This window comes from Bacillus sp. 01N45 (assembly GCF_056399205.1).
On the sequence record NZ_JBFTQW010000013.1, the window covers coordinates 77977 to 102223 of the forward strand.

31 protein-coding genes are annotated in these 24247 nt (G+C 35.5%); 14 read left to right on the forward strand and 17 right to left on the reverse strand.

Annotated features, from left to right (window positions below):
- Positions 1–26: 26 nt before the first annotated feature.
- Both cydB and cydA read right to left on the reverse strand, forming a co-directional pair.
- Complete coding sequence (gene cydB, locus AC1DMU_RS24500; RefSeq protein WP_088064647.1) at positions 27–1055, reverse strand: cytochrome d ubiquinol oxidase subunit II; 1029 nt, start codon at positions 1053–1055, stop codon at positions 27–29.
- The gene (cydA, locus tag AC1DMU_RS24505; protein ID WP_048541033.1) at positions 1045–2394 is read right to left on the reverse strand and encodes a cytochrome ubiquinol oxidase subunit I; all 1350 of its coding nucleotides are present in this window, start codon (positions 2392–2394) and stop codon (positions 1045–1047) included. Before cydA ends, cydB begins: the two co-directional genes overlap by 11 nt.
- A gap of 224 nt (positions 2395–2618) precedes the next feature.
- On the opposite strand from cydA, the gene AC1DMU_RS24510 reads away from it, so the two are divergent.
- Positions 2619–3182 carry a beta-class carbonic anhydrase gene (locus AC1DMU_RS24510; RefSeq protein ID WP_000838167.1) on the forward strand — a complete coding sequence of 188 codons (564 nt, stop codon included), beginning with the start codon at positions 2619–2621 and terminating at the stop codon, positions 3180–3182.
- On the opposite strand, the gene yidD is transcribed toward AC1DMU_RS24510, so the two are convergent.
- The gene (yidD, locus tag AC1DMU_RS24515; RefSeq protein ID WP_000809334.1) at positions 3179–3415 is read right to left on the reverse strand and encodes a membrane protein insertion efficiency factor YidD; all 237 of its coding nucleotides are present in this window, start codon (positions 3413–3415) and stop codon (positions 3179–3181) included. The genes AC1DMU_RS24510 and yidD overlap by 4 nt on opposite strands.
- 128 nt (positions 3416–3543) lie before the next feature.
- Between yidD and luxS the strand changes: the two genes are divergently transcribed.
- Positions 3544–4017 (forward strand): S-ribosylhomocysteine lyase LuxS, encoded by a 474-nt coding sequence (gene luxS, locus AC1DMU_RS24520; protein ID WP_001141371.1) that lies wholly within the window; start codon positions 3544–3546, stop codon positions 4015–4017.
- Positions 4018–4244: 227 nt separating this feature from the next.
- Here the strand turns inward: luxS and AC1DMU_RS24525 are convergent, their stop codons facing one another.
- From AC1DMU_RS24525 to ytzI, 6 genes are read right to left on the reverse strand one after another with little or no spacing between them, the layout of a single operon-like run.
- The gene (locus AC1DMU_RS24525; protein WP_088064646.1) at positions 4245–4475 is read right to left on the reverse strand and encodes a YczI family protein; all 231 of its coding nucleotides are present in this window, start codon (positions 4473–4475) and stop codon (positions 4245–4247) included.
- Positions 4476–4486: 11 nt separating this feature from the next.
- On the reverse strand, positions 4487–4726 hold the full coding sequence (locus tag AC1DMU_RS24530; RefSeq protein WP_088064645.1) for a hypothetical protein: 240 nt from the start codon (positions 4724–4726) through the stop codon (positions 4487–4489).
- 24 nt (positions 4727–4750) lie between these two features.
- On the reverse strand, positions 4751–4984 hold the full coding sequence (locus AC1DMU_RS24535; protein WP_088064644.1) for a DUF3953 domain-containing protein: 234 nt from the start codon (positions 4982–4984) through the stop codon (positions 4751–4753).
- A 28-nt stretch (positions 4985–5012) separates the two neighbouring features.
- On the reverse strand, positions 5013–5243 hold the full coding sequence (locus AC1DMU_RS24540) for a YczI family protein (protein WP_088064643.1): 231 nt from the start codon (positions 5241–5243) through the stop codon (positions 5013–5015).
- Between the two features lie 43 nt (positions 5244–5286).
- A complete protein-coding gene (locus AC1DMU_RS24545) occupies positions 5287–5484 on the reverse strand; it encodes a DUF3953 domain-containing protein (protein WP_088064693.1) in 198 nt (65 codons plus the stop codon).
- Positions 5477–5626 carry a YtzI protein gene (gene ytzI / locus AC1DMU_RS24550; RefSeq protein ID WP_000472802.1) on the reverse strand — a complete coding sequence of 50 codons (150 nt, stop codon included), beginning with the start codon at positions 5624–5626 and terminating at the stop codon, positions 5477–5479. Before ytzI ends, AC1DMU_RS24545 begins: the two co-directional genes overlap by 8 nt.
- 83 nt (positions 5627–5709) lie before the next feature.
- On the opposite strand from ytzI, the gene AC1DMU_RS24555 reads away from it, so the two are divergent.
- The 3 genes from AC1DMU_RS24555 to AC1DMU_RS24565 all read left to right on the forward strand — a co-directional run bounded on the left by AC1DMU_RS24555 (position 5710) and on the right by AC1DMU_RS24565 (position 7240).
- Entirely contained in the window at positions 5710–6027 is a 318-nt protein-coding gene (locus AC1DMU_RS24555) for a hypothetical protein (RefSeq protein ID WP_000448410.1), read from the forward strand.
- An 84-nt stretch (positions 6028–6111) separates the two neighbouring features.
- Positions 6112–6591 carry an antimutator 8-oxo-(dGTP/GTP)ase gene (gene mutTA / locus AC1DMU_RS24560; protein WP_000276386.1) on the forward strand — a complete coding sequence of 160 codons (480 nt, stop codon included), beginning with the start codon at positions 6112–6114 and terminating at the stop codon, positions 6589–6591.
- A gap of 112 nt (positions 6592–6703) precedes the next feature.
- A complete protein-coding gene (locus AC1DMU_RS24565; protein WP_087984890.1) occupies positions 6704–7240 on the forward strand; it encodes a DUF3267 domain-containing protein in 537 nt (178 codons plus the stop codon).
- 106 nt (positions 7241–7346) lie between these two features.
- Here the strand turns inward: AC1DMU_RS24565 and AC1DMU_RS24570 are convergent, their stop codons facing one another.
- Complete coding sequence (locus AC1DMU_RS24570) at positions 7347–8018, reverse strand: HAD family hydrolase (RefSeq protein ID WP_088064642.1); 672 nt, start codon at positions 8016–8018, stop codon at positions 7347–7349.
- 81 nt (positions 8019–8099) lie between these two features.
- On the opposite strand from AC1DMU_RS24570, the gene AC1DMU_RS24575 reads away from it, so the two are divergent.
- Positions 8100–9224 (forward strand): zinc metalloprotease, encoded by a 1125-nt coding sequence (locus tag AC1DMU_RS24575; protein WP_098133826.1) that lies wholly within the window; start codon positions 8100–8102, stop codon positions 9222–9224.
- A 214-nt stretch (positions 9225–9438) separates the two neighbouring features.
- Entirely contained in the window at positions 9439–9666 is a 228-nt protein-coding gene (locus AC1DMU_RS24580) for a hypothetical protein (protein WP_000849118.1), read from the forward strand.
- Positions 9667–9699: 33 nt separating this feature from the next.
- Here the strand turns inward: AC1DMU_RS24580 and AC1DMU_RS24585 are convergent, their stop codons facing one another.
- Genes AC1DMU_RS24585 through AC1DMU_RS24595 form a run of 3 tightly spaced genes read right to left on the reverse strand, consistent with a single transcriptional unit; the run spans position 9700 to position 12282 of the window.
- Complete coding sequence (locus tag AC1DMU_RS24585) at positions 9700–10506, reverse strand: ABC transporter permease (protein ID WP_088064640.1); 807 nt, start codon at positions 10504–10506, stop codon at positions 9700–9702.
- A complete protein-coding gene (locus tag AC1DMU_RS24590; protein ID WP_088064639.1) occupies positions 10499–11263 on the reverse strand; it encodes an ABC transporter ATP-binding protein in 765 nt (254 codons plus the stop codon). The genes AC1DMU_RS24585 and AC1DMU_RS24590 overlap by 8 nt, the downstream gene beginning before the upstream one ends.
- Positions 11264–11274: 11 nt before the next feature.
- Positions 11275–12282 (reverse strand): ABC transporter substrate-binding protein, encoded by a 1008-nt coding sequence (locus tag AC1DMU_RS24595; protein WP_476941586.1) that lies wholly within the window; start codon positions 12280–12282, stop codon positions 11275–11277.
- 120 nt (positions 12283–12402) lie between these two features.
- Between AC1DMU_RS24595 and AC1DMU_RS24600 the strand changes: the two genes are divergently transcribed.
- The 3 genes from AC1DMU_RS24600 (at position 12403) to AC1DMU_RS24610 (ending at position 15359) form a co-directional block, all read left to right on the forward strand.
- Positions 12403–12699 (forward strand): DUF3986 family protein, encoded by a 297-nt coding sequence (locus AC1DMU_RS24600; RefSeq protein WP_088064638.1) that lies wholly within the window; start codon positions 12403–12405, stop codon positions 12697–12699.
- Positions 12700–12710: 11 nt separating this feature from the next.
- Complete coding sequence (locus tag AC1DMU_RS24605) at positions 12711–12941, forward strand: hypothetical protein (protein WP_087984884.1); 231 nt, start codon at positions 12711–12713, stop codon at positions 12939–12941.
- A gap of 273 nt (positions 12942–13214) precedes the next feature.
- The gene (locus AC1DMU_RS24610; protein ID WP_141542725.1) at positions 13215–15359 is read left to right on the forward strand and encodes an LTA synthase family protein; all 2145 of its coding nucleotides are present in this window, start codon (positions 13215–13217) and stop codon (positions 15357–15359) included.
- A 208-nt stretch (positions 15360–15567) separates the two neighbouring features.
- On the opposite strand, the gene AC1DMU_RS24615 is transcribed toward AC1DMU_RS24610, so the two are convergent.
- Both AC1DMU_RS24615 and AC1DMU_RS24620 read right to left on the reverse strand, forming a co-directional pair.
- Positions 15568–16377, reverse strand: a complete 810-nt coding sequence (locus AC1DMU_RS24615; protein WP_088064636.1) for an alpha/beta fold hydrolase — start codon at positions 16375–16377, stop codon at positions 15568–15570.
- A gap of 16 nt (positions 16378–16393) precedes the next feature.
- Positions 16394–18424 carry a catalase gene (locus AC1DMU_RS24620; protein WP_476941587.1) on the reverse strand — a complete coding sequence of 677 codons (2031 nt, stop codon included), beginning with the start codon at positions 18422–18424 and terminating at the stop codon, positions 16394–16396.
- Between the two features lie 182 nt (positions 18425–18606).
- Between AC1DMU_RS24620 and AC1DMU_RS24625 the strand changes: the two genes are divergently transcribed.
- Both AC1DMU_RS24625 and AC1DMU_RS24630 read left to right on the forward strand, forming a co-directional pair.
- The gene (locus AC1DMU_RS24625; RefSeq protein WP_088064634.1) at positions 18607–19863 is read left to right on the forward strand and encodes an ATP-binding protein; all 1257 of its coding nucleotides are present in this window, start codon (positions 18607–18609) and stop codon (positions 19861–19863) included.
- A complete protein-coding gene (locus tag AC1DMU_RS24630; protein ID WP_046958663.1) occupies positions 19860–21077 on the forward strand; it encodes an ATP-binding protein in 1218 nt (405 codons plus the stop codon). Before AC1DMU_RS24625 ends, AC1DMU_RS24630 begins: the two co-directional genes overlap by 4 nt.
- A gap of 80 nt (positions 21078–21157) precedes the next feature.
- Here the strand turns inward: AC1DMU_RS24630 and AC1DMU_RS24635 are convergent, their stop codons facing one another.
- Positions 21158–22264 (reverse strand): collagen-like domain-containing protein, encoded by a 1107-nt coding sequence (locus AC1DMU_RS24635; protein WP_306007979.1) that lies wholly within the window; start codon positions 22262–22264, stop codon positions 21158–21160.
- A 215-nt stretch (positions 22265–22479) separates the two neighbouring features.
- Positions 22480–22644: a hypothetical protein gene (locus AC1DMU_RS24640; RefSeq protein ID WP_087984879.1), complete on the reverse strand. Its 165-nt coding sequence runs from the start codon at positions 22642–22644 to the stop codon at positions 22480–22482.
- 123 nt (positions 22645–22767) lie between these two features.
- Between AC1DMU_RS24640 and AC1DMU_RS24645 the strand changes: the two genes are divergently transcribed.
- Positions 22768–23091 carry an iron-sulfur cluster biosynthesis family protein gene (locus AC1DMU_RS24645; protein WP_048540845.1) on the forward strand — a complete coding sequence of 108 codons (324 nt, stop codon included), beginning with the start codon at positions 22768–22770 and terminating at the stop codon, positions 23089–23091.
- Between the two features lie 223 nt (positions 23092–23314).
- Positions 23315–24220 carry a DMT family transporter gene (locus tag AC1DMU_RS24650; protein ID WP_088064632.1) on the forward strand — a complete coding sequence of 302 codons (906 nt, stop codon included), beginning with the start codon at positions 23315–23317 and terminating at the stop codon, positions 24218–24220.
- The last annotated feature ends 27 nt before the right edge of the window (positions 24221–24247 follow it).

A 24247-nucleotide genomic window follows, 5' to 3' on the forward strand; every position in this document is an offset into this window, starting at 1 on the left:
CTTCAAACGAAGTGTCTTTTTTTATTTTAGTGATACCCTTTAGCAGAGTCTTTATGAATTTTATTTTTAAAGATACTGTAGCTCCAAAGTTGATATCCAATAACAATTGGTACCATAACCATTGCAACGAAGAACATAATTTTTAAGTTTAATTGACTACCAGCTGCGTTATATAGCGTTGTACTATAAGCATCATTAATACGAGATGGTAACATTCTTGGGAACATACCTGCAAATCCAGTTGTCATAAACATTGCGATTGTTAAACAAACGAATGTGAATGCGAGACCTATATTATGTTTGTACACCATAATAAGTGCGAGTACACTCATTAACATGGCAAGTACCGGAAGAATGAATAGTACCGGATATTCTGTGAAGTTTTGGAATAAATTTGTACGATTTGCAGTTGCTACATAGAAAATAGCTAAAATGATAGCAGCTGCCATTGAAAATGGTCTTGCGATTTTATAAGCACGATCAGATACTTCACCAGTTGTTTTAATCATAACCCAAAGGGCGCCAGATACGACGAATATAGCAGTGAAGAACAGACCACCTAAAATACCATAATGATTTAGTAAGCTTAGTAAATTTCCTTCATAGCCATTTTTTCCGATTTGTAGTCCGTAATAAAGGTTAGCGAACGTAACACCGAATAAGAAGGCGATTAGGAAACTACCAATTGTAAATGCCCATTTACAAGTTTTTTGCCAAATTGGTGAATCGTCTTTATGCATAAATTCAAGTCCGGCAGCACGAGCAAACAGTGCGAGTAATACTAAAAATAGTGGTGTATATAGGTAACTAAACATATTTGCATATGTGACTGGGAAGGCAGCAAATGTTGCGCCACCAGCTGTAATTAACCATACTTCATTACCACCCCAGAATGGGCCGATTGCTTCTTGTAATTGATTTCGTTCTTGTCGGTCTTTCGCAACGAAAGGAAAAATCATTCCGTTACCAAGTGCATATCCATCAAGAATGAAGTAAACTGTCCAAATCACGCCCCATAAACAAAACCAGATAATTGCAAGCATATCATGAGACATGAGCTGCACCTCCCTCAGTAGCAGGTTCTTCTAATGCTGCTGGTCCTTTTTTCGCGAACTTTAGCATTAAGTATACGTCTGCGATTAAAAGTAATGTGTAGAACAAGATTAAACTAATTAATGAGAACCAAATTTGTGGAACAGATATAGGTGATACAGATTCTGCTGTACGCATTAGTTTATAAACTGTCCATGGTTGACGACCTACTTCGGCAACAATCCAACCAGCGTTAATTGCGATATATGGTAGTAAGACAGACCATATTGTAATTTTTAAATAACGTTTTGAGTTTTCTAGTTTTCCTTTTCGGTTTAAGTAGAAACCGTACCAAGTTAATGCCATAAAGAACATACCAAGTGCAACCATTAAGCGGAAGCTATAGTACACGAGGTTAACATTTGGACGTTCATCTTTCGGGATATCTTTTAAACCAACAATTTCGCCATTAAATGAGTTTGTATAGAAGAAACTCCCTAGTTTCGGAATAGTAAGGAATTCAAAGTTCTTTTCGTTTTTTACATCAGGAATTTGAACAATCGAAAAGCCTTGTCCTTTTCCAGTTTCCCAAACTGCTTCCATCGCAGCTCCTTTAGCTGGTTGATATTTAGCTGCTGATACACCAGACTGATGACCCATAAACGGTGTAACAGTTGCAGCGAATAAACCTAACATTAAACCAAATTTAAATGATTTTTTGAAGAATTCCACTTCATTTTTACGTAATAAATGATAGGCGCTAATTGCCATAACGAAGAAAGCACCAACGATATAACAACCAATTACAGTATGGAAGAACATGTTCCAAGCATATGGATTTGTCACAAGTGCCCAGAAATCATTTAATTCAGCGCGGCCGTTACGTACGACGTAGCCAACAGGATTTTGCATAAAACCGTTTGCTGTAATAATCCAAAGGGCGGAAATATTTGTTCCAAGTGCAACCATCCACATACAGAAGGCACGGAACTTTGGTGAAATTTTGTCTTTACCGAATAACCATATTCCCATGAAAGTAGATTCTAAGAAGAAGGCAACGAGTGCTTCGATTGCGAGAGGTGATCCGAAAATATCTCCCATATATTTGGAGTACTCAGACCAGTTTGTTCCAAATTGGAATTCCATCGTAATCCCAGTTATAATCCCCATTACGAAGTTAATTGTAAATAATTTACCCCAGAAATTTGCCATTTTGCGGTATGTTGGATTCAATGTGCGGGCGTATTGAGTTTCCATACATGCTACTAAAATAACAAGTCCGATTGTCAAAGGTACAAATAAAAAGTGATAAAAAATAGTAATTGCAAATTGAAAACGACTCAGTAACAGAACGTCGGACATAATGAAAATTCACTCCTTTTTTACATTATCTACAATCAGTTTATAGTGAAAATACGTTTTAAATAGGAGGGACTTGTTACAAAGGTGTGTGTATATTTTGAAAGAATTATGTCGGTTATCTGAAAATATCTTATTTTCACTATAAAGTAATATCCTTTTTGAGTTTTTTAAATTTTGGTACACTATATAAGTAATGTAAATGAGAGAAAAGAGGGTTCTTTACTATGAAGTCATTAGAAGAGATTTTACAATACAATGAAAAATTCGTTGAAGAAAAAAAATACGAAGAGTACGAAACAGGTAAATTTCCAAACAAAAAGATGGTAATTATCTCTTGTATGGATACTCGTCTTGTTGAATTATTACCGAAAGCGATGAATATGCGTAACGGTGATGTGAAAATTATTAAAGTAGCAGGCGCTGTTATTTCACATCCGTTTGGAAGTATTATGCGTAGTATTTTAGTTGCTGTATATGAACTTGGTGCTGATGAAGTTTGTGTAGTTGGTCACCACGATTGTGGTATGGCAAAAATTCAAGCAAGCAGTACAATTGAGAAGATGAAAGAGCGCGGTATAACAGAAGAGAAATTAGATACACTTCGTTATTCTGGAATCGATTTAGAAAGATTCCTACAAGGATTCTCTAGTGTAGAAGAAAGTGTAGAACATAGCGTATCAATACTTCGCAACCATCCATTACTTCCTGAAGAAGTACCTGTTCACGGTCTTGTTATAGATCCTGACACAGGAAAATTAGATTTAGTTGTGAATGGTTACGACAATTAAGAATTTACTTTGTCATCCTTTTTATCTGGGACAGGATCAAATCCTCCCGGGTGGAAAGGGTGACATTTTAATATACGCTTGCATGTAAGCCAAAACCCTTTCAGAGCACCATGTTTTTGAAATGCTTCTAATCCATAATGAGAGCAAGTTGGGTAAAAGCGGCACGTTGGTGGTGTCATTGGAGAAATGAATTTTTGATAAAAGCGTATAATCCCAATAAAAATCTGTTTCATAATGGTCTCCTTTTCAGCATAGTCTTAAAGTATTATAGCACGACTGTACATAATACTTTACTAATGTTGATTTCCGTTATATCATATTGGATATAACGGAATTAAATTAAAAGCGGGAGAGATGTTGTATGCCATCAGTAGAAAGCTTTGAATTAGATCATACGATTGTAAAGGCGCCTTATGTAAGACATTGCGGAGTTCACAACGTAGGTAGTGACGGTATTGTAAATAAATTCGATATTCGTTTTTGCCAACCGAATAAACAAGCAATGAAACCAGATGTTATTCATACGTTAGAACATTTATTAGCATTTAATTTACGTAAATATATTGATCGTTATCCGCATTTTGATATTATCGATATTTCACCAATGGGCTGCCAAACAGGATATTATCTTGTAGTAAGCGGAACACCAACGGTTCGAGAAATCATTGATTTATTAGAATTAACATTAAAAGATGCGGTTCAAATTACAGAAATTCCAGCTGCAAATGAAACACAGTGTGGCCAAGCGAAGCTTCACGACTTAGAAGGAGCACAACGCTTAATGAACTTCTGGTTAAGCCAAGATAAAGATGAACTTGAGAAAGTATTTGGATAAAAAGAAAAAACTGCCTGTGAAAGGGCAGTTTTTTTGTAACACGATGATAAATGAAATTATATCGACGATTTTTCGAATATATCGAACACAACTTGAAATATATCAACGATTTTTTTAATATATCGATGTTTCGAAACTGGATATCGACTTACCGACAAAAACTGCCAATAGTATGAATCAAATATAAAGAAGAGGCCGTCTAACATATGTGTTGGGCGGCCTCTTTTTTATGAAAGTATACTAGACACCCCAACATATAAAATAAAGGCAGAACCGAGAAAATAAACAAATGCTTTTGCTTTTTGCCGCTCTTTTATTTCATCGATTCCAAAAAGGATAAACATAATACTCAAAAGGATAAAAACGTATGGTAAAAGCATAGAGATATTTGCGAAGAAGCTAAATAGGGCGAGAATAAGAGCGATAGTAGCTATTATAATTCGAATGTTTTTAAACATATAATTCTCCTTTAAAAGAACATTATAAATGGAATAACAAAAACAATCGTAAAAAGACTTAAACCGATGCTAATAGCTCCAATTTGTTTTTGTTGTTTTTGAATCGTCTCAATTCCTACTAAAATGCCATATATACTAAAGAGGAACAAAATGATAGGTGAAAAGGTTTGAAAGTTCATTGTAAATGTGCTGTATAAACATAAGATTAAAGTAATAAAAACGATGGTTAGCTGTACTTTTCTTATATGCATTTTAACCTCCTAGTAGAAAAATAATTACCGAGAGACAAAAATTATAATAGCAACGATTAAAGTGAATACGCCAGAAAAGAAGGAGAGTGTACTATGTACTTTCTTTTGTTTCTGTTTTTCTTCTGCGCTCATGATGAAGGTCATAACAGATAAGGCGATGAGCATATAAGGCATTGTAACAAGTGCGTTTGTAAACATTCCGGATAAAGCGAGAGCGATGACGATAAGAGCCGATACAATTCGTAATGTTTTTAGCATACAAATCTCCACCTTTTAAATAGATTATTTACCGGAATATTTCTGAGAAGCCAAGCAGTAAAGCACCAGCTCCAGCCATGAAAGCAAGTATGCTGCTAGATTGTTTCTGTTTTTTTATTTCCTCTAAACCTATAGTGAAAGCCATAGCCCCTAAGAAAATGAACATGTAAGGCATAATGTCTCTGTTACCGCTAATAAATCCATAGATTGCTATAGATAAGGCGATAAGTGCAAAAGTAATTCGAACGCCTTTTAACATAAAAGCCCTCCTTCTAGTTTATGTAGGTAATGATGAGAACAATCTAAATGAAAGCACCTGCAACAATACAAATAAATCTAGTTCCTGAATCCTTTTTCCTGATTTGTTCAATGGTAATAAGAAGCAGTAAAACTCCTAATAGAGATTGTGAAAGTGGTAGAAAGTTATGTTGAAATGTCAGTAAATTAATACTGGATAGGATGTGGGCTAAAATAAGTAGTATATGAAGCGTATTATGAATTCTTCTTGCTGTTTTTTGTATAAGGATTATCTTCTGGCTTATCAACAGAATGTTTATAAGCGTAGCCTTTATTAATCGTCATGACGGAGAGTACTAGTATGACTAGGACGATTATAATACCGATAATTAATATTTTGAACATGGAATCCCTCCTTTTCTTTATTTTACATAATTTTGTAATTGATGAAAACAATAGAAATTAAAAGGATGAAAGAAGGGTGTTACATGGAGACGAAAAAAACATATTATATATCAATAGGAAACGGTCAAATTTCACAAGTGAAGACGGCGGATACGTATAATTTTGAGATTTCCGCAAGTGATGAGGAAATTACGGAGTTAAGAGAGTACTTTGATCAAGCATATGTAGAGGATTTAGGTTCATTTGTACGTTCTCACGTTCCATTTGTTGAGTATCATCACGATTCGAATAATGACCGATATGATGAACAACTACAAAAAGCATATAAAATGATTTACGATTTAGGTAATCATGAGACGAAAGAATTAGTCGCGCAAATGGGAATAATCAATGGATTGTAATTGGATAATATTATGCAGAAAAGCGAGAATATGCTACAATTTGTGGTAGGAAAAACTTGTAACCATCAATAGGGGAGTAATGGCATGTACAAATTTAAAGATTATTACCACAATACTGTACAATTATCGTTTGAACGTTATCCATTTTCTCCTGAGCCAAAGCATGTTTGGGTTGTATGCCGGTACGGGGATCAATGGTTATTAACGCATCATTTACGTCGCGGTCTTGAATTTCCAGGTGGTAAAGTAGAATTAGGGGAAACACCGGAAGAAGCGGCAGTTCGAGAGGTTCATGAAGAAACCGGCGGCATAGTTTCTGATTTAACTTACTTAGGACAATATAAAGTATCTGGAAAAGACAAAATAATCATTAAAAACATTTATTTTGCAACAATTAGTGCGGTAGAAGAACATACGCATTACGAAGAAACGAAAGGATCTGTTTTATTAACAGACATTCCTGATAACATTAAAACGGATAGAAAATTTAGCTTTATAATGCGTGACGATGTACTGGCGCGCACGATGAAACATATAGAAGAAATCGGCTGTTTTACGAAGTAAAGTGGCCGGTTTCTTTTTTTGTTTGTAAGAATAAATGTAAATATATCTTTACATCATTTTGGGTATATTATACAATTTTGTAAAGATATATTTACATTTTAGGAGGGGGAAGATGGATAAAAGAAAAGAAACGACTGTTACTGTTTCGATGGGGAAATTAAATTTCTATTCATGTTGTATAGCATTTGCTCTGGCGATTGGAGTTAGTTTTTTACATTCACTTCTTTCAGGTGAGTTTCAAATTGAAATTACGTTACCAACCTTGTTTCTTTTTATTATCGCAATGATTGTTCTTGTTTGTATTCATGAAGCGATACATTTAATAGGGTTTCGCTATATCGGTGGTGTTCCGTGGAGTGAACTGAAATGGGGTGTTAATTGGAAATTAGGTGTTGCATATGCTCATTCTAAACAGGCGATTACAGTAAAGCAAATGAAGAAAGTGTTAATGCTGCCGTTTTTACCAACTGGAATTTTGCCAATTGTAATTGGGTTAACTACGAATGTGCAATCCATCTCATTTTTAGGGATTTTACTAACAGCAGGTTGTATCGGTGACATTGCCCTATATCAAAAAGTTTCAAAGTTTCCAGATGGTGCGCAAGTTAAAGATCATCCGAGTAAACCGCAGTTTACAGTATATGAATAATAAAGGAAGGGGAGGCGTTTTTGAAAAACGGCCTCTTTTTTGTTTGTCAGCTTTTGTCGGTAAGTCGATATATTGTAAAAAAATTGCCAATGTAATTTATTTACTATTATTTTGTTTTCATTTTTACCTCTAAAAACGAAAGCACCTCCAACAAATCGTTCACTATACGTGGATGCTCAAAATCATCCCAAAATGAATCTCTCTTCCACACACCAAGAATCCCTACTCGTTCAGAACCAAGCACGTCGTTTTCTGGATGATCTCCAACGTAAAGACATTCTGTGGCCTTAACATCTAGCTTTTTTAAAGCCCGTTCGAAAATCTCAGGATGTGGTTTTTTAATTCCTTCCGCTTCTGAAACGAGAATTGTATTTGTATACGTATGTATGTTTAGTGCGCGAAGATTATTCATTTGAAAGTCAGTAAAGCCATTTGTAATAATACCAATTTTAATATTTTGTTGTGTTAAACGCTGAAGTAATTCATGCATATTTTGGAAAGGAATACAATGATGTTGAAAGTTTGTAATGTAGTCGTACAGCAGTTGCTCTGGTGTTAAAGTGGTAATGTTGTATTCGCAAAGGAGAGTAGCATATACTTTATCTTTCCACGTATAGCCATTATTATCGAGTTCAAGAAACCGAGAACAATACCCTGTTTTTTTTATGCTCATTAAGTGAGAGGCAAAGCGATTATATTGATCATGAATAAACTGTTCTAGAGATTGGCGCCGATCTAATAGTGTTCCATCTAAGTCGAATAAGACTGCTCGAATCATGAGAAACCTCCTTACAGTTTGTATAATTAATTATCGCATATTCGTTAAAAAATGATTATGATATTTTTGTAGAATGGAATAATGGAGGATTGTATGAAGAGACTGTGTGGCAAGTTAGTAGGGTTGATCGTCGCAATTGGTTTAATAGCAGGATGCGATAGTTCTATGAAGAGTGTGAAGGAAAAAGAAATTTGTAAAACAGAAGAAGAATGTGTGGAAATAGGAGATAAGAAACTTCAAAAAGTATATGAAAAAATAGATGGATTATCTGAACTTGAAGCAGTAGAAGATTATGATATAGAAGAGCATGAAAGTGCGAATATGAAAGAGGCAGAGCAGAAAAAAGAGGATGACGAAAATTATTTCTTTTTAGCCTCTTATTATATTGATGGTGATGAAATTGTAGATCCTTATTTTGAAAAAATAGAACGGAAACGTTTAAATAAAGTATTCGCTGAAGATAAAGAAGCGAAAGAAGAGGTACTACAACAGCGTCAAGATAGAGGTTATCATGAAGACTTATGGGATATGTACCGTACTCTCATTCCAGCTAAATATCGCGGGAATATAACAGAATTTGATTTAATAACGGACGGTTATGACGGTGTTGTTGCTCACGTTATGCCTAGTATGGAGAATCCGAAAGATTGGACCCTAAGCTTAGATACACTTGATTCCGCGGTAAATATCGATGAAGTGATGAAAACATTAATTCATGAGACGGCTCACGTGTTGACGCTCGGGCATAAGCAAATACCAGTAGATGAAAACTATGTAAAGGATTTTGAAGAAGATAAAGATATTTCAACGTACCGAAATAACTGTGAAACTCTTTTCTTACAAGAGGGATGTGCGAGGGGAAAATCTTATATTAATCAATTTTATAACTCTTTCTGGAAGGACATTGAGCAGGAGTGGATAGAAAAGAAAGTAGAAGAAAGTGAAGAAACTCAAATTGAATTTTTTAAAGAAAAGCATGAGGAGTTTGTCTCACAGTATGGAACGACAAACGTAGCGGAAGATATTGCAGATACGTTTACAGCATTTATTTTGCAAGATTCAAAAAAGGTGAAAGAAGGATCGGAGTTAAAGTATAAAAAAATTGCGTTCTTCTATCAGTTCCCTGAGCTTGTAAAAATGAGAGCGGAAGTGTTGACGGGATTATATGATGTTTCGAAAACGTTAGAACAACAAAGTGGACACTAATGCGAGTTATATATGTTAGCCAAGAAAACGTAAAGAATTTTAGTTCTTTGCGTTTTTTATGTTGATAAAATTGAAAATTCTGTCTTTTTATCAAAAAGAAGAAGGAACTGAAGCTTTAAAAGAGAATTAGTATAAAAATGTCACAAATTAGACACAATTATAATGCGCATATTGTAGGGACTATAAGTTTACTCTCAAGGAGGTAATGAAACGTATGAAAACGATTCTTGCGGTTGCTGGTCTCATTTGGGTAATGTCTCACGGTTTTCCGATTTTTGAAGGAGAGCAAATTCGTAGTGCATTAAATAAAAAGTATGATGATTATCATGTAATAGATCGAAAAGAAAATGTCGTTACAGTACGTGTGAAGGATTGTTTCCATACAGTTACAGTTGCGGATGGAAACGTTACAAATGAAACAAAGATGTGTGATAAAAGGTAAAGAAAGAAGCTGACTATAGTTTATCGCCCTAAGTCAGCTTCTTTTTCGTTTTCCAATTAGAAGTTTTTCAAATGCCTCAACAAACACATACATAAGTGTTGCGAGGACGCAGGTGAGTAGTACGCTCAGTAAGACGAGCGTGAAATTAAATACTTGGAATCCGTAGCTAATTAAGTAGCCAAGACCTTGTTTAGAGACGAGAAGTTCGCCGAATATAACACCGACCCATGATAAACCAACGTTCACTTTTAACGTTGAAATAATTGCTGGGAAGGATGCAGGGAGAACGACTTGCTTATAACATTGCCATTTATTTGCGCCAAACGTGTCCATCACTTTTATATAGTTAGAATCGACTTCTTGAAATGCGCTGTAAATAACGAGAATGGTAATGATGATGGAAATGATTACCCCCATTGCAATCGACGAAGAAATATTTGGACCGAAGATTACAATGATAATAGGTCCAAGTGCCACTTTTGGCATGGCGTTTAGGACGACGAGATAGGGGTCGAGCACGCGAGCGAGAAGTGGCATCCACCAAAGAAAAGTAGCGATAATAGCGCCGAGCACTGTTCCAAGAATGAAGCCTACTCCTGTTTCAAGTAATGTCGTCCATATGTGAACCCAAAGCGAACCGTCAATCCATTTACTAAGGAAGAGATCCCAAATGCTTGAAGGAGAGCTAAAGAGTAAAGGATCAATCCACTCTTTTTTGCTAGCTATTTCCCATAGTGAAAAGAAAAGAATGAGCAGTAAAAGCTGCAGTGAGCGTGCTAACCATGCACGCTTACGTTCTTTTTTCTGAAACTGTTCATGTAGTTGCTTTATATTATCCAAGTCGCTCCAGCTCCTTCCATATATCTTGGAAGAGGGATGGGAAGTCATGGTGGTGGCGTGATTCTAACGGTGATAAGGAACGGATGCTTTCTGGGACGATAAATGTTTTTGCAATTTTCCCGGGATTCGCTTGTAGTAAATAAATACGATCACTCATCGCAATTGCTTCTTCAATATCATGTGTTACGAGTAGTGACGTTTTCTTATATTTGCGTAGTAAGTTGAAAACGAGATCTTCTAGTTTCAATTTCGTTTGATAATCGAGTGCTGAGAATGGTTCATCTAGCAATAAAATTTTAGGATCGGTCGCTAACGTTCGAACGAGAGCGGCACGTTGACGCATACCGCCGGACAGTTCACGAGGGTATTGCTCTTCTACATCATGTAGACCGACTTGTTTTAAAAGCTGTAAAGTATGTTCTTTCGTCTGTTCATTGTAAATTTTTCGGGTGTGAAGTCCGAGCATAATATTTTCTTCAATTGTTTTCCAAGGGAACAAGTAATCTTGCTGCAGCATATATCCCATAGATGAAGTTTTCGTTGTAATAGGCTCACCATCTAAAAAGACGATACCTTCAATTGGATCAAGTAGCCCGGCAATAATGGAGAGGAGTGTCGTTTTGCCGCAACCACTTGGACCGAGTATAGAAATAAATTCGCCTTCTTCCACTTGTAAGCTCATATCTTCGAGAATTAGTTTGGCATTCTCTTTCGCGAAAAAGCAGTGAGAAACGTTACGTATTTGTAAAAAACTCATACACTTCGCCTCTATTTCTTAATAACGCTTTCGGCAATTTTTGTATTGACGAGCGCTTCATGTGGAACTTCTTTTTGTAATTCGCCAGCTTCTTTCATAATCGTTTGGAGCTGTTTCCATTCTTCAGCATCTAATAGCGGATTTGTCGCATAAGAATGTTGCTTTTTATAACGTTCAATTACTTTTACTGTAATGTCCTTTGAAGTGTCTTTAAATAATGGAGAAACGGTGTCACCAATCTCTTCTGGACTATGTGTATCAACCCATTGTTGTGCTTTATAGAGCGCACGTGTGAATTTTTCAGCAGCATCTTTATCTTTCTTTAAGAAGCTTTCTTTTGCCATGAACGTTGTATACGGAACAGTTCCAGATTCATTTCCGAACGAAGCGACGATAAACCCTTTTCCTTCTTTTTCGAATATACTTGCAGTCGGTTCAAAGAGCTGTACAAATTCCCCAGTACCAGATGCAAAGGCACTTGCAATGTTAGCAAATTCGATGTTTTGAATTAAGTTTGTATCTTTGCGAGGATCAATGCCATTTTTCTTTAAAACGTATTCTCCAACCATTTGCGGCATGCCGCCTTTACGCTGTCCTAAAAACGTAACACCTTTTACGTCATTCCAATTAAAAGAGTCTAATTTTTTACGCGAAACTAAAAATGTTCCGTCTGTTTGTGTAAGTTGTGCGAAGTTAATGATAGGGTCTTTTGCACCTTGTTGATGAACATAAATAGACGTTTCAGAACCGACGAGAGCAATATCAATTCCGCCAGATAATAGGGCGGTCATCGTTTTATCTCCGCCAGCTGTTGTTTGGAGGTCAATATTTAATCCTTCATCTTTAAAAAATCCTTTTTCAATCCCGACATATAAAGGGGCGTAGAAGAGAGAATGGGTAACTTCGCCGATGCGAATGTTTTGCGTTTGTTCTTTCGTACCTTCCTTTTTACTACTGCAAGCAGCAAATGTGAAAACAGATAGTAACATGATGCAAAAAACAGCTATAAATTTTTTCACTATATGACACCTCCTAGAAGTCACTCTACAAGCATGATATGTAGGTAAGTGCCCATATGTGAGTGTAGATAGCAGGAATTTTTTGGGTGATAAAGAAGTACAAATATAAGGGGTGATAAAATGGAGTACGAATATGATGATAGCGTACATTTACATCTTGACTATTTCGGAACAGAATGTGATATGGAATCGATTGCTTATAAGCGGAAGAATGAAGACGTGTGGGATGTGTATTTTAATTTTGGAACATATGGTCTTCAGAAAGATGAGATCGAGACAGGTAGATTTATGGACGAATATGCTGGTCATTACGTTTTTTCTGTACATGCTCGTGATCTTAGTTGGGAATTTGGAAGTGCTCAATTTGAAGAGTGGGTCTTGAAAAATCATATAGTAGAAAAATCGCTGCAAAAATAGGGAGGAATTTTGTGGTCGATTTTCTCATTTTCTTGTTCATTTTCGTAGTCGGTTTTTTTATTATGCAAGTACTCATTTACAGATTTGCAAAGAAAAACATTCAAAAATATACAAAAAGAAAATGGATTCATATGTGGCTAGAGATGAATATGAAAAAGGGCCCGAGATTAGATCTTTTTGATTTTGTAGTTATCTTACTTGTATGTATTATATGGAAAGTATGGATGTATTCTCTTATATAATACATATGCTCATGTCTGTTAGAATGAAGCAGAACCTGTCAGTGTTGATAGGTTCTTTTCTTATGGTAACAATTTTGTGAAGCGTAGTTCATTTATGCTGTTAGAATATAGAGCGAAGAAGGTTTATCCCGTTCAATCCTGAATGGTTCGGACTTATTAAAGTTTCACTGCATTTTTAAGGGGAAATTAAGGATACATGTGTATTATTACAAGCACATAGGGAGACTAGCTGCATACAAATATGGTATTTTGTATATGACAATATGTTTGTTGATGCGAGACGAAGGGGTAAAGGAAAGAGGGAATAAATTGCGCTTTAATGTTTTTACACAGCGACGAAGAAGAGATGAATTTCATTTTAGTTTCTCGGCTCAGCAACCGAGAAAGAATCTATTAATTTCTATCATTCTTAGTGGAATGTGGGCGATCTGTTTAGAAACGCTATTCTTTGTTATGTTAAGGTCTTTCGAATTTGAGAGAACGAAAGATTTTTTTAATGGGGAAATACCGCTAAGTATACTCATTATTGTTTTGTGGAGTGTACTACTATATATCATTCATTTGAATAAAGGCATCAGTCATAAGCTTAGGCCGGCTATTCGAGTGTATGTCGTATTATTTTTAATTGCTCATACAATGAATTGGATGTATATCATAGTGCAGGAGGACATGAACCTTATAGTAGTAAATACATGGGTGTATTTACAATATGGACAGTATATATTAAGCCTGTTATTTATTTATATGGTATACGTTTTTGCATATAATTTGCTTGGAAGAGTTTTCTTAAGTACAACGATAACTAGCTTAGTCTTACTTATTTTTGTGATGGTGAACCATTTTAAACTCATTTTTAGAGGAGAGCCATTCTACCCGTCTGATTTTACACAGATTGGTCATATGAATTCCGTTATACCGATGGTCATGGAGTATTTTAGTTTTTGGAATATGTTCCTGACAATCGTTGGCATTGTGTTGATTGTATTTGTAGTTACGTATATACGAAAGTATATTCCAGTTATAAAATCACATATTATTATGAGGATTATTTTAATATGTGGCTCTGGGTTTATGTTGTATGGATATAGTAACTATCCTACTACCTTTATGAATGATTTATTTATAAAAGGTGGAGTAGACATCCGTGCATGGAATCAAGCTGCAAATTATAAAGCGAATGGTTTTATTATTGGATTTTTAAGTAACTTAGATACGACAGTTATTAAAGAGCCAGAGGAATATTCAAAAGAAAATATGCAGCAAATTGCAAAGGATATAGAAAAACAATATAGCGGCAAAGTAAAAGCACAAAAAAAAGTAGAGAAGCCGAACATTATATTTATTATGAGTGAAGCATTTTGGGATCCAACAAAATTAACGAATCTTTCATTTAGCGAAGATCCAGTGCCGAATTTACATCATTATACAGAGAATTTTCCAGGTGGACAAACGATAGCTCCTACATTTGGAGGGAATACAGCGAATACAGAATTTGAAGCCTTAACGAGTTATTCGATGAGTCTTTTAATGCCAGGTTCTATACCATATCAACAAGCTGTTCCAAGCCAAAAAGAGATTCCATCGATTGCAAGTGAGTTGAAAAAACAAGGGTATTATGCAAGTGCAATTCATGCGTTTAATCGATCGTTTTATAAACGTGAAGATGTATATAAAACATTGGGATTCGATAATTTTAATGCAGAAGATACGATGAAAAATAAAGAAGTAGTGGGAGACAATATTGGTGATTTATCTATGAGTAAAGAAATCATAGATGAATTAAATAAGAGAAAAGAACCTACATTTATTCATGCGGTGACGATGCAAAATCATTTTCCGTATACGCCAAATATGTTTGGAGAAAATAAAATAGAAATTAGTGGATTAACAGAAGAGGAATCGAAAGCGGAATTAGAAGCATATACAGAAGGTGTAAGACTGTCTGATGAAGCTCTGCAATATTTAATCGAGCAGCTTAACGATTTAGACAGACCTACTTTATTAGTCTTCTTTGGAGATCATTTACCTATGTTAGGAACTAATAAATCTATTTATAAAGAAGCAGGATATATAGAAAATGAAGAGACGGTAAGAGAAAGATTAATTATGTCAGAAACACCATTGTTAATGTATGCAAATTTTGATTTGCCAAATGACAATTTAGGTTTAGTAAGTCCAATTTATTTTTCTAATCTTGTTTTTGATTATGCAGGACTAAATCAATCACCGTTTTATCAATTTTTATCGGAAATGCATAAAGAAATACCGGTTCTTAGAGATGAGTTAAAGGTTAATAAAGATGGGGAAGAGATAACAGATTTAACAAAGAAACAAAAAGAAATGTTAGAGCAATATAAAATGATCCAATATGATTTACTTGCTGGAAAGCAGTATAGTAAAGATATACTTTTTAAATAGAACAAACAAAAAGAACTTGTATAACGATACAAGTTCTTTTTTTTATAGTATTTAACGGGGTAACCAGACAAGCTGGGTTTAGGGAGTATTACCTGTACATTTAGTATAAATGTACAGGTAATCGTTTTATTGATTGATTTGTGAGAAATATGTGAATTTTAATCTTTTCAAAAAATGCGTTCCAATTGAAGCGATTTGGTATAGATTTTTATGAATGCAAAAACTTTATAAGTTCTGCATTTAATTCATCCGCTTGATCAATTGGAGAGCCGTGACCGCTATTTGTAAGAGGATGTAACTGAGAATTTTTAATCCGCTTTTGCGTGAGTTCAGCGCTTTTGTAAGGGATAAGTTGATCGTGAACACCGTGGAATATTTTTGTTGGGACGTTAATTTCACTTAAATCTTTCGTTACATCTTCATTTGCGGCTGCTTGCAATATTTTGATGAGAGCGTAGGAAGCAGACTGCATACCGAGATAAGAAAACCATTCTAACGTAGCAGATCCTAAGTTTCTATTAAAAAATGATAAAGATACATCATTTAAAAATTTTGGCATATTGGCATACATTTGATTAATGAGGGTATCTGCTTGTTCTTTTGGGACACCATAGGGCGATTCTTGATTTTTAACGAAAGAGGGGGAAACAGCATCGACTAATACAAGTTTAGAAATACGATGGCCATTATAGCGGGACATGTACCGAATAGAAAGAGCACCACCTACTGAAAAACCGACTAATGTAGCATTTTCTACTTGAAGTGCTTCGAGAACAATGGCGATATCGTCTGCTAAACGATCGTATGTGTAACCAGTCCATGGTTTATCAGATTGCCCGTTTCCGCGTATATCCATAGCGATGCAGCGGAAACCATGCTGTGGTAACACATTGAGTTGATATTGGTACATTTGATGATTTAAAGGCCAGCCATGAACGAAAAACACGGTTTTACTACCGGGTCCAGGATTAACGTCTTGCACAAAAATATGCACATCTTTCTCGACGGTAACAAACATAAATTATCCCTCTAACCTATTCATATGCTCTATCCCAAAAGCGTTGTTTCGTCATGGCTTTAATAAATTTATTTGCAAGTTGCGTAGGGTTTTGTTCTATTAGGACGCCAGGCTTTCCTTCAATATTTAAAGATTGAATAACGGTAGATCCATTTTGAAAGGCACCAATTGGCTTAAAGTGATTATATGATTCTACGACAAATGAACTCGCTTTATTAAGAAACAGTTCATCAAGGTTTCCTCCAATAAGAAGTAGCCCGTCATAAAGAAGTGAAGATCCCGTTAAGAAAGTGTCATTCACGTCCCAACGTACATTTTGCGTTCCTTGCACAATACCTAATCGCTCGGAAACAATTACTGGCTGCAACCCAACTTGTTTGAATTGATTTAGTATATATTGCGCGTTTTGTCCGTCATATCCATTTGCAACAATGACACCTACTCGTAATGTATTAGGACTAAATGTCGTATTTGCCATACTGAGTGCTGGCGATGATTTCGTAACGCCCGATTCTTGAATATTTGGGACTTTTGCTCCGATCGCTTCAGCGACTAACGTAGCTAATTCAGTACTAATATGCCCAATCATAGTTACGACTTGTTGGCGGACCGATTTACTTTTTACTTTTCCTAATTCAAAGGAGAAGGCTTGCATAATATGAACCTTTTCGACGTTACTCATACTATTCCAAAATAAACGTGCTTGAGAGAAATGATCTTTGAAACTAGCGGCTGTTTCTCTCGTTTTATGCCCTGATACAGTAGAAGGATATGTAACGAACCCACCCTTTGTACCGGGGACAGTGTAAGGAGTGTTATTTGCTAAGGAATTATTATGGTAAGCAATTTTTCCTTTGTCGATTATATATTTAGATGCACCATCTCTTTGATTGTTGTGAAATGGGCATATCGGACGGTTAATCGGTAATTCTTGATAATTTGTACCGACGCGTGCCAATTGAGTGTCTGTATAAGAAAAGAGCCTACCTTGTAAGAGCGGATCATTTGTAAAATCAATACCACGGACGATACTTCCCGGATGAAGCGCGACTTGTTCCGTTTCAGCGAATACATTCTCGACGTTGCGATTTAATGTCATTTTCCCGATGATTTTAACGGGGAAATCTTCTTCAGGCCAAATTTTCGTCGCATCTAATATATCGAAATCGTATTTAAATTCATCCTCTTCTTCTAAAATTTGAATGCCAAGTTCGTACTCAGGATAGTTTCCAGCATTAATATTTTCCCATAAATCACGGCGATGGTAATCTGGATCAGCACCACCTAATTTTTGCGCTTCATCCCAAATTAATGAGTGAATGCCGAGCTTCGGCTTCCAGTGAAATTTTACGAATCGTGACTTTCCATTTTTATTCACTAAGCGAAATGTATGAACGCCAAACCCTTGCATCATTCGAAAACTTCTTGGAATGGCACGATCAGACATAATCCACATCATCATCGCAGCCGATTCTTGGTTATTGGCGATGAAGTCCCAAAATGTATCATGTGCTGTTTGTCCCTGTGGAATCTCATTATGCGGTTCAGGTTTAAGGGCGTGAATAAGATCAGGGAATTTAATGCCATCTTGAATGAAAAAAATAAGAATATTGTTTCCTACTAAATCAAAATTTCCTTCTTCTGTATAAAATTTAACGGCGAACCCTCGTACATCTCGATTTGTTTCATTCGCCCCTTTTGATCCAGCTACTTCAGAGAAGCGAACGAAAAGGGGTGTTTTTTTTGAAGGGTCTTGTAAAAAGTGGGCCATTGTTAGCTCTTCTAAAGATTCATATAGCTCGAATATACCATGTGCACCGTATCCACGTGCGTGAACGACTCTTTCAGGAATTCGTTCACGGTCAAAATGAGTAAGCTTTTCTCGCATTAGGAAATCTTCTAGAAGGGTAGGACCACGATCACCAGCGGTTAAAGTATTTTCATCATTTGAAATGGTAACACCTGTATTTGTCGTCATTTTCTTTCCTTCATTCTCACGCGTGAAGGGTTCCAGTTGTTCTGTTTTTTTATTTTTTTTGCCGTCCACATAAAACACCTCCCATAATATACGTATTATTGTTTATAGCTTTTATGCTTATATAGCCTGAAGATACTTTGCTTTATTGGGATGATTTTCCTCAAATGTTCGATTTATCTTTGTTTGTCTATGAAAATCATTTATTATAATAAATGGTATTCTTCGAGATATTATTTTGAAGGGGTGTTGAAGTGAAAGGAAGTTTTCTATCATATAAAGAAGAAGAAAGGAATGCAAAAATTTTTTTATGGGTGCTATATGTCATTGTTGTTTCATACCAAATTTTCTATGCAATCGTATTAGAAAATAAATCATTAACGGATATGGGACATAGCATACTATGGCAAGTTATTTGCGGAACTGCAATACTCGGTGTGAATGTATATTTAATAAAAAAAGAGAAAGCGAACCTTGTTAAATATGCATGTGTATTTGCATACATAGGAATAGAAATCGTTAATATACTTTCGTATATGCTTTATAATGAGGCGGCATTTGATGGAGTAAATATAATAGAAATTATTTTCATCTTCTTTGTACCTATATTTTTAAATAAAAAATATTTTGTGTTTGTACTTTCGACAATTGTAGGGAAATATGTTATTTATTTATTCGTATTAAAGGAAGTAAAAGGATTTATGTTCCTCATTATGTATACACTCGTATTAATAGCGGCATACATCATTTTAAATCGATTTATACAATACCTTTCAGCGGTAAAGGAAAGTATTAAGATTGCTAGTGAATCACAAAAATTAGCAGTAATCGGAAAAATGGCAGCGACAGTGGGACATGAAATTAAAAATCCACTTGCTTCATTAAAAGGGTTTACGCAATTACAACGAGAGAAGCATGAGGAGGACCCTATTTACGAACAGATGATTTTTGAAATAGAAAATATGAATAATATGATAAGTGAGTTAATGGAAGTTGCTACATGTAAACCTTCTGTTTATAAGAAACATAATATAGGTGAAATTGCATTACAAGCAGTAAAAATTGTTCGCGAAAAAATGAATGAATCTAGCGTCCAGTTTATTTCTAATGTGGAAGAAAAGACGATAGAAGTTGAATGTGATGAGCGGAAAATAAGAGGAGTCTTTCTATATGTCATAAAAAATGCTCTGGAGGCAATGGAGCAAGGTGGCACATTAGAGTTACGGTTAGAAAACAAAGGACAAGATTATGTAATGCTAAGTGTAATTGATAATGGTTACGGTATTAAGAAAGAAAATTTAGCTCGTGTTAAAGAGGCCTTTTATACAACGAAACAAGATAAAATTGGCCTAGGACTTACTGTAGCGAATCGGCTTGTTACTGAGCAGCATCTTGGTGAATTACATATTTCAAGTGAAAGAGATATTGGAACTAGAATAGATATTATGCTCCCGAAGCAACGTGGAAATAATGAAATCCAAGAGGGAGAAAAGCTAGGAGTTACGATATGAATAAAGACGATATATTTAAAAATGAAGAAATGAAGGCACTGAAAATATTTTTAAGTTTATTTTTCATTATATTTTTTGTATACGATCTTGCCTACGAATTTATTGTACCTTTAATAGGAGGAGAGCAAGAAGGAGTAGGACAATTTGAAGATGGTTTAGGTTTATGGCTTTATTTTCTAATGGTGATTTTGTTTTGTATTGGAGTATACTTCATGAAATGGAAGAATCCATTTGCAGTGAAATATATTATTCTAATTGGATATAACCTACTAGATTTTATCCATAATTTTATGATTTACTACGGTAGTGATGCTGAGTTTGATGGTGGGAATATAGTAGAAGGATTTTTTATTTTATTTGCCCCACTCTTTGTGAACAAAAGGTATTTTTGGTTAGTTACTGGTATACTTGTTGGGAAATACGCTCTTATAGGAATCATTATTCACTCGTCACTCGTTTTAATCCCGATGGCATTATATAGCGTATTTACTATCATATGTTGGATTATGTTTTTAAGGTTTCAATCTTACGTTCGTACGCTTGAGATGATGGATAAAGAAATACAACAAACAGAAAAGCTAGCAACTGTTGGGAAAATGGCTACAGTTATTGGTTACAAAATTAGAAGACCTCTAGCTAATTTAGATAAATTTGTTAATAAGCAAGCAAATAAATATCCTGAGGATAAAATATATAGTGATATTATGAAACAAGAAGTAGAGCGAATTCATACAATCGCTACAGAACTTAGTGGATTTGAGAAATCTAAATCACTAGAATCAGAAGTTCATAATATAGAAGAAATTATCGCTTATGTTATTCGAGTTATGGGAAAGCCTGCTTTAAAGCAAGGAGTGCACATACAAGGTATTTATAGTAAAGACATACCATCGATTACATGCGATGAAAAACGATTAAAGCAAGTATTTTTTAATTTAATTAAAAATGCGATTGAAGCAATGTCAGTTGGCGGAACGATTACGATTAAAGTGACTGTAGAAGATGCAATCATTGTTCAAGTTAAGGATGAAGGTTGCGGTATTCCAAAAGACAAAATTCCGAAGTTAAATGAAGCTTTTTACACAACGAAAGAAACGGGAACAGGTTTAGGTTTAGTAGTTACAGAAAAAATTATTAAAGACCACAACGGTAAAATGAGTTTTGAAAGTGAAGTTGGGGTTGGAACGACTGTGAAGATTGTATTGCCAATGTAATGAAAAAATTTTTAAAAGGGAGATTACTTATTTGAGAGTGATCTCCTTTTTTTGTTAAATAAATTACTGTTAAGAAGGAACTAAATATTAGTGATTAGAAAAATAGAATATACAGCACTGGCAGTAATTCCAGGGTTAATATAAAGAGATATAGCATCCCCTCTTGAAACAGGGTTTCCAGTTGTAATGCTAGTCCAAGTTACAGTAGCCGGACCTACGGCTGGAGTAGGATTAAATACTTGAATTTGTCCTGATCCAGTATCCGTCGGTTTAATGGAAAATACTATAGTTCCGGTAATTTTGTCCGTGGTAGTTAAGGTAATAGTAGTTAAAATGTAACTGGAAGTAGGGGCAGTGAGGTTTGTTGGGACATTCCTGCAAATATCAATCGTATAAACAGCAGCAGGTAAGTTATTTACATTTATAGATGCAGCAAAGCCAACTACACTACCGTCTCCAGCAGTGACATATGGAATAACATTGGAGTCAATGCCAGGAGAACCCGCTATACGTTGAAAACCAGCATTTGTTCCTTGAAAAATAATACTTTTTGCTGAGGCACTACCTGCAGCTCCAGTAGGTCCGGTAATGCCAGTAGGTCCGGTACTACCAGTAGAACCAGTAAATCCAGTAGGCCCGGTAAATCCAGTAGATCCAGTATTCCCCGTAGGCCCAGTACTGCCAGAAGGTCCAGTATTCCCCGTAGGCCCAGTACTGCCAGAAGGTCCAGTATTCCCCGTAGGCCCAGTACTGCCAGTAAATCCAGTATTCCCCGTAGGTCCAGTGATGCCGGAAGGTCCGGTACCGCCAGAAGGTCCAGTACTGCCAGTGTTTCCAGTAGGTCCACTTTCTACTAATACGATATAATCTGGAGATACATTCGGAAATCCTTGAGGTGCATCTTTTTTTACAACATAGCCGCTGCTCGTATAAGTGACAACTTGTCCTTTTTTATAGGTGGGGGCGGCTGCTAGACTAAAGGCGGTAGTACTTTGGAAACCAGCTCCGGAAGGCCCGGCAGAGCCAGAAGGTCCAGTACTACCAGTGGGTCCGGTGTTCCCGGAAGGTCCAGTGATGCCGGCAGAGCCAGTGTTTCCAGTAGGTCCGGTGCTACCAGTGGGCCCGGTGTTTCCGTTAGAACTACTATTGCGTCTGCCGTCGCAACTAAAACAATTACGTGGGTACATGTATGTTCTCCTTTCTATATTTTGAAAAACTAGTTTTAAAAATAGAACCACTATATACATATTATGAATTCTATATTTTTGTGTGTTCAATCGTATTGTGTATAGATTTTAAAATAGAGAGGAGAGTTGAATCGTTATAGAGCCAACGTTTCTCTTGTGGGCCGAAAGTAACACCCAAGTCAAAATTAAGCTGCAAATAAATCTTAAAGCGCTTCTTATTTTTTCATAGCAAAATAAGAAGCGGTTAGGAAACAAATAAAGCCTAAAATCCAACCAATAGAAGGAGAATAAGGAAGTATATGTTGTAATAGCATTCCGCTAGAAATAAAAAAGCTACCGAGTAGGCCTAAGAAGATGGGGTATCGCAGTAATTTGAACATGAGTGATACAACCTCCTTTATTACATATATTGTATATTAGTCTTAATTTTATGTATATAAATTTAAGAGAAAATGGTGGTACAATGTATGAAGGATATGAGAAGAGAGGATGAAGATTAACATATGTACGTTACTGTAACAGAAGCAGCATATAAAAAGATTATGGATACGATTCCAAATGAAGCGAAATATATAAAGTTATTTTACGATAATGAAGGTTGCGGTTGTGTAATGAGCGGAATTATCGATTTAGTAGCTGTAGCAGAAAAAGATGAGCGCGATGTGGATATCGAATCTAGCGCAATGAATTTTATCGCAGATCGTACAAAGCTTGTATTTATGGATGATAAGTTAACAGTTGATTGGCATGAAGTTGGAGGAACTTTTCAGCTGAAGAGCCCAAGCCAATTTTATAATCCAAATATGAAGTTACACGTTCGAGTGTAAGAAAGAAAAGATGGTCCAAAATATTTTTGGACCATCTTTTTATTATATAAGGTACTATTATTTTCGTTTTTTGTTGATAAGTCGATATATTCGAAAAATCGTCGATATAAGTTTATGTACCAAACAAAGCAAACCTCTCCATACAATACAAAGATTTTTTCACATAATGAAATATACATGTGATTGAATTTTCTGTATAATCTTATTTGCGGAGGGGATATGCATGAGAAGATGGGGGATTGAGTTATTAATTTTAGCAGTCGTTATTATTTGGGGGATTAATTTTACGATTGCTAAATATGGACTTTTAGAATTTACAGCAATTGAGTTTACTGCACTTCGGATGATATCAGCGGCACCGCTTATGTTACTCCTTACATTTTTTATTGAAAAGTCGGTTTATATGGAACGAAAGGATATACCTAGATTAATCATCGTTAGTGTTGTAGGTATTGTACTGTATCAAACGTTATTTATGGAAACTGTCAAATATACGTCCGCTACAAATGCCTCTTTACTCATTTCTATTTCACCTATTTTTACAACTGTATTTGCTATTTTTTTGAAACAAGAAAAGTTTTCTTCTCGAAAGCTCATCGGTTCTATAATTGCCTTTGGTGGTGCTGCATTAGTTTTATTAGCAGGGCATTCGCTTGCTAGTTCTTTTTATGGTAACGGAATTGGACTTATTACATCAATATGCTGGGGGCTTTATCCTGTTTTAGCAGGTCCATTAATTAAAAAATATTCAGCACTACGTGTTACCGCATGGTCAGCATTAGTTGGCGCGATTCCGCTTTTATTGTTAAGTGGACCACATGTATTTATAATGCCATTTCACATTACACATGGAATGACACTATTCGCTTTACTATATTCCATTTTCTTTGTAACAGTATTTGGTTTAGTGATGTGGTATGTTGGTATTCAAAAAATTGGCGCGTCACATACGATGGTATATATGTATATAACGCCACTTGTAGCTGTTTTATTTGCAGCTATATGGGCAAATGAATATGTATCATTTCAACAAATAATCGGTGGAATTATTATTTTCTTCGGTCTATGGTTTGTGAAATCGGAGAAAGTAAAAATTCATTCTACTGCGGGGGAACCTATATCAAAATAGGAAAACAGATCATCTATGATCTGCTTT

Bases quoted from the DNA above. Each gene is read 5' to 3' on its own strand.
- AC1DMU_RS24645 (WP_048540845.1), top strand. From the start codon at position 22,768: ATGTACGTTACTGTAACAGAAGCAGCATATAAAAAGATTATGGATACG.
- AC1DMU_RS24640 (WP_087984879.1), bottom strand. From the start codon at position 22,644: ATGTTCAAATTACTGCGATACCCCATCTTCTTAGGCCTACTCGGTAGC.
- AC1DMU_RS24650 (WP_088064632.1), top strand. From the start codon at position 23,315: ATGAGAAGATGGGGGATTGAGTTATTAATTTTAGCAGTCGTTATTATT.
- ytzI (WP_000472802.1), bottom strand. From the start codon at position 5,626: ATGTTCAAAATATTAATTATCGGTATTATAATCGTCCTAGTCATACTA.
- AC1DMU_RS24590 (WP_088064639.1), bottom strand. From the start codon at position 11,263: ATGAGTTTTTTACAAATACGTAACGTTTCTCACTGCTTTTTCGCGAAA.
- mutTA (WP_000276386.1), top strand. From the start codon at position 6,112: ATGTACAAATTTAAAGATTATTACCACAATACTGTACAATTATCGTTT.
- AC1DMU_RS24530 (WP_088064645.1), bottom strand. From the start codon at position 4,726: ATGCATATAAGAAAAGTACAGCTAACCATCGTTTTTATTACTTTAATC.
- AC1DMU_RS24510 (WP_000838167.1), top strand. From the start codon at position 2,619: ATGAAGTCATTAGAAGAGATTTTACAATACAATGAAAAATTCGTTGAA.
- AC1DMU_RS24610 (WP_141542725.1), top strand. From the start codon at position 13,215: ATGCGAGACGAAGGGGTAAAGGAAAGAGGGAATAAATTGCGCTTTAAT.
- AC1DMU_RS24555 (WP_000448410.1), top strand. From the start codon at position 5,710: ATGGAGACGAAAAAAACATATTATATATCAATAGGAAACGGTCAAATT.
- cydA (WP_048541033.1), bottom strand. From the start codon at position 2,394: ATGTCCGACGTTCTGTTACTGAGTCGTTTTCAATTTGCAATTACTATT.
- AC1DMU_RS24525 (WP_088064646.1), bottom strand. From the start codon at position 4,475: ATGTTTAAAAACATTCGAATTATAATAGCTACTATCGCTCTTATTCTC.
- AC1DMU_RS24575 (WP_098133826.1), top strand. From the start codon at position 8,100: ATGGAGGATTGTATGAAGAGACTGTGTGGCAAGTTAGTAGGGTTGATC.
- luxS (WP_001141371.1), top strand. From the start codon at position 3,544: ATGCCATCAGTAGAAAGCTTTGAATTAGATCATACGATTGTAAAGGCG.
- AC1DMU_RS24565 (WP_087984890.1), top strand. From the start codon at position 6,704: ATGGATAAAAGAAAAGAAACGACTGTTACTGTTTCGATGGGGAAATTA.
- AC1DMU_RS24630 (WP_046958663.1), top strand. From the start codon at position 19,860: ATGAATAAAGACGATATATTTAAAAATGAAGAAATGAAGGCACTGAAA.
- AC1DMU_RS24600 (WP_088064638.1), top strand. From the start codon at position 12,403: ATGGAGTACGAATATGATGATAGCGTACATTTACATCTTGACTATTTC.
- AC1DMU_RS24580 (WP_000849118.1), top strand. From the start codon at position 9,439: ATGAAAACGATTCTTGCGGTTGCTGGTCTCATTTGGGTAATGTCTCAC.
- AC1DMU_RS24540 (WP_088064643.1), bottom strand. From the start codon at position 5,243: ATGTTAAAAGGCGTTCGAATTACTTTTGCACTTATCGCCTTATCTATA.
- AC1DMU_RS24570 (WP_088064642.1), bottom strand. From the start codon at position 8,018: ATGATTCGAGCAGTCTTATTCGACTTAGATGGAACACTATTAGATCGG.
- AC1DMU_RS24635 (WP_306007979.1), bottom strand. From the start codon at position 22,264: ATGTACCCACGTAATTGTTTTAGTTGCGACGGCAGACGCAATAGTAGT.
- AC1DMU_RS24535 (WP_088064644.1), bottom strand. From the start codon at position 4,984: ATGCTAAAAACATTACGAATTGTATCGGCTCTTATCGTCATCGCTCTC.
- yidD (WP_000809334.1), bottom strand. From the start codon at position 3,415: ATGAAACAGATTTTTATTGGGATTATACGCTTTTATCAAAAATTCATT.
- AC1DMU_RS24615 (WP_088064636.1), bottom strand. From the start codon at position 16,377: ATGTTTGTTACCGTCGAGAAAGATGTGCATATTTTTGTGCAAGACGTT.
- cydB (WP_088064647.1), bottom strand. From the start codon at position 1,055: ATGTCTCATGATATGCTTGCAATTATCTGGTTTTGTTTATGGGGCGTG.